At 80.9% G+C, this 3,011-nt stretch carries 1 protein-coding gene; it reads left to right on the forward strand.

Annotated elements, in window-relative coordinates:
* On the forward strand, nt 1-3,011 hold a 3,011-nt coding region (locus CS2_RS18040), incomplete at both ends, for an ATP-binding protein (protein WP_070320998.1).

Below are 3,011 nucleotides of genomic sequence, written 5' to 3' on the forward strand. Positions count from 1 at the left end.
CGACGCGCGGGCCGCCGCCGCGGCGGCCCGCGCGCTGCTGCCCGCCGCGCCCGACCTCGCCGACCCGACCACGGCACGCCTGCTCTCGGAGATCGCGCGCACGGCGGCCGAGGCGGCGCTCGCGGGCGGCGGTCCGCTCGACACCGCCGACCTGCGGCTGCTGGCCGCGCGCGTGCCGCCCGACGAGCCCGCCGCGGCGCTGCTCGTGCGCGTGCTCGCGGCGCAGGGCCGCGACGCCGAGGCGCTCGCGCTGGTCGAGGACCTGCGGACCGAGCTCGCGGACCGGTACGGCGCGGACCCGTCGCCCGTCGTCGTCGCCGCGCACCTCGCGCTGCTGCGGGGCGAGCTGCGGCCCGCACCGGCGGACACGCCCCCGACCACCGCGCCGGGCGGCACGGCGCCGTCGGCGACCGCGGCCCGCGCCGCGACCGGCACGACCGCCCGGGTCGCGTCGCCCGTCGTCCCGCCCCCGGGACCCGACGCCACGACGTCGCCCGCGGCCCCGGGCGGTGCGCCGCACACCGCCGCGCCCCGCGCCGTCACCCTCCCGGCGTCGTGGCGACGCTCCACCACCCCCCTGCTGGGTCGCGACGACGACGTCGCCGCCGTCCGCGCCGCGCTGCGCACCGCGCCGGTCGTCACGCTCGTCGCACCCGGCGGCAGCGGCAAGACGCGGCTGGCCGCCGAGGTCGCGCGCGCCGAGGCCGAGGGCCGCACGGTGCGCGTCGTCGAGCTCGCGGGCCTGCGCGCACCCGACGAGGTGCTGCCCGCCGTGCTGCACGCCGTCGGCGGCGCCGACCTCGCGCCGTCGGGCGTCGAGGTGACCACCGAGCGGCGCGCGCTCGACCCCGTCGACCGGCTGCGCGTCGCGGGCCAGGACCTCGAGGGCCTGCTCGTGCTCGACAACTGCGAGCACGTGCTCGACGCCGCCGCGCAGACCGTGGCCGACCTGCTGCAGGCCGCACCCGACGACGTCACGGTGCTCGCGACGAGCCGGGCGCCGCTGGGCCTCGTGGGCGAGGTCGTGCACCGGATCGACACGCTCGCCGAGGACGACGCCGTCGCGCTGCTGCACGCCCGCGCGCACGCGGCGCGGCCGGGCCTGGCGTGGGACGACGCGGTCGCGCGCGAGCTGTGCCGGCGCCTCGACCACCTGCCGCTCGCGCTCGAGCTCGCGGCGGCGCGCCTGCGGTCGATGCCGGTCGCCGACGTGCTCGCGGGCCTCGACGACCGGTTCGGGCTGCTCGACGACGCGCTGCGCGGCCTGCCCGAGCGGCACGCGAGCCTGTGGGCGCTGGTCGACTGGAGCCGCGCGCTGCTGGCCCCCGCCGAGCAGCACCTGCTCGAGAGGGTCGCGGTGCTGCCGGGCCCGTTCGGCGCCGACGCGGCCGCCGCCGTCGCGGGGGTCGACGACGTGCGGCGCGGGCTCGCGGCGCTCGTCGAGCACTCGCTGCTCGCGCTCGACGACCAGGCCGACGGCCCGCGGTACCGCATGCTCGAGACGGTCCGGGAGTACGGCGAGGCACGGCTCGACGCGGTCGGCGGGCGCGCGGACGCCGTGCGCGGCCTCGTCGCCTGGGGCGCGCGGCTCGCGCGCGGGCTGCTGCCCGACCTCGTCGGCCCCGGCCAGGTCGGGGCGCTGCACGCCCTCGCGCGGGACCAGGACCTGCTGGTCGAGGCGCTGCGCCACGCGCTGCGCACCGACGACGAGCCCGCGGCCGTCGAGGTGCTCGCGGCGCTCGGGTGGCTGTGGTCGGTGCGCGGCGCGCACCTCGAGGTCGTCACCTGGGCGGAGCGCGTGCTGCACGTCCACGACCCCGCGGCACGGCTGCGCTCGGGCGCCGTGCGGGGCCACGCCGCCGGGCGCCCGCTCCCGCCGCCGGACGCGACCGCGACGGTCACGGTGCTCGGGGCGCTGACCAGCACGGTCGTCGAGCCGCAGCGCCTGACGGCCGTCGCGCTGCGCGCCGCGACGAGGCTCACCGCCGAGCGCGCCGACGCGCTCTCGCCGCGCATGCGCGCGCTCGTCGGCGTGCTGCCGGCGCTCTTCACGAACCCCGTCCCGCCACGCGGGGCGATCGAGGCGCTCGTCGGCCACGACGACCCGTACGTGCGCGGCATCGGGCTGTTCCTGCGCGGCGCGGTCGACGAGAACGCGGGCGACGGCTGCCGCTCGGACGCCGACGCGCGCGCCGCGTACGCCGCGTTCGAGGAGGCCGGCGACGAGTGGCTCATGGGCACCGCCGCGCAGGGCGTCGGCCAGTGGGCGTCCGACGAGGACGACGAGACCGCGCGCTGGCTCGCGCGCAGCGCCGACCACCTGGAGCGGGTCGGCGCGACGCTCGACGCGCGCTCGTCGCGGCTGCTGCTCGACATCGAGCTCGCGACCACGGGCGACGCCGACGCGCTCGCGCGGCTCGCCGACGCGGCCGGGTCCGAGCAGTCCGAGCCGACCCTCGCGGCGCAGGCGTCGGTGGGGCTCGCGCACGTCGCGTGGGTGGGCGGCCGCGCGGCCGAGGCCGTGGCGCACGCCGAGGCCGCCGTGCGCGCCGCCGTGCCCGAGCTCGTGGCGCCCCCGCAGGCGCGCGCGCTGTTCCGGCTCGCGGCCGTGGTGCTGCACGCGGGAGCCGCGGGCGAGGTCGCCGGGGCGGACGGCGCGGGTGCGGAGGCAGGCGCGGGTGCCGCAGGTGCGCAGACCGGCGGGGGTGCCGGCGCTGCGGCGGGCGACGCCCGCGCGGCGCACCTCGCACGGGCGCGGCTGCTGCTCGCGGAGGCGTTCGACGACGTCGGTGCGACGTCCGACATGCCGGTGCTGGGCACGTTCGGCCTCGCGTGCGCCGAGCTCGCAGCCGCCGACGGCGACCCGGCGACGGCCGTCGAGCTCGTGGCGCTCGGGCGGCGGCTCGGCGCGGGCGCGCGGATGCTGCTGCCGCGCGCACCGAGCCCCGCCCTGGCGCGCGCGCTCGGCGACGGCGACGCCGTCGCGGCCCGCGAGCGCGCGCTGGCCGGGA

Origin of the sequence: Cellulomonas iranensis NBRC 101100 = JCM 18110, assembly GCF_001552375.1 — a bacterium.
Taxonomy (GTDB): domain Bacteria; phylum Actinomycetota; class Actinomycetes; order Actinomycetales; family Cellulomonadaceae; genus Cellulomonas; species Cellulomonas iranensis.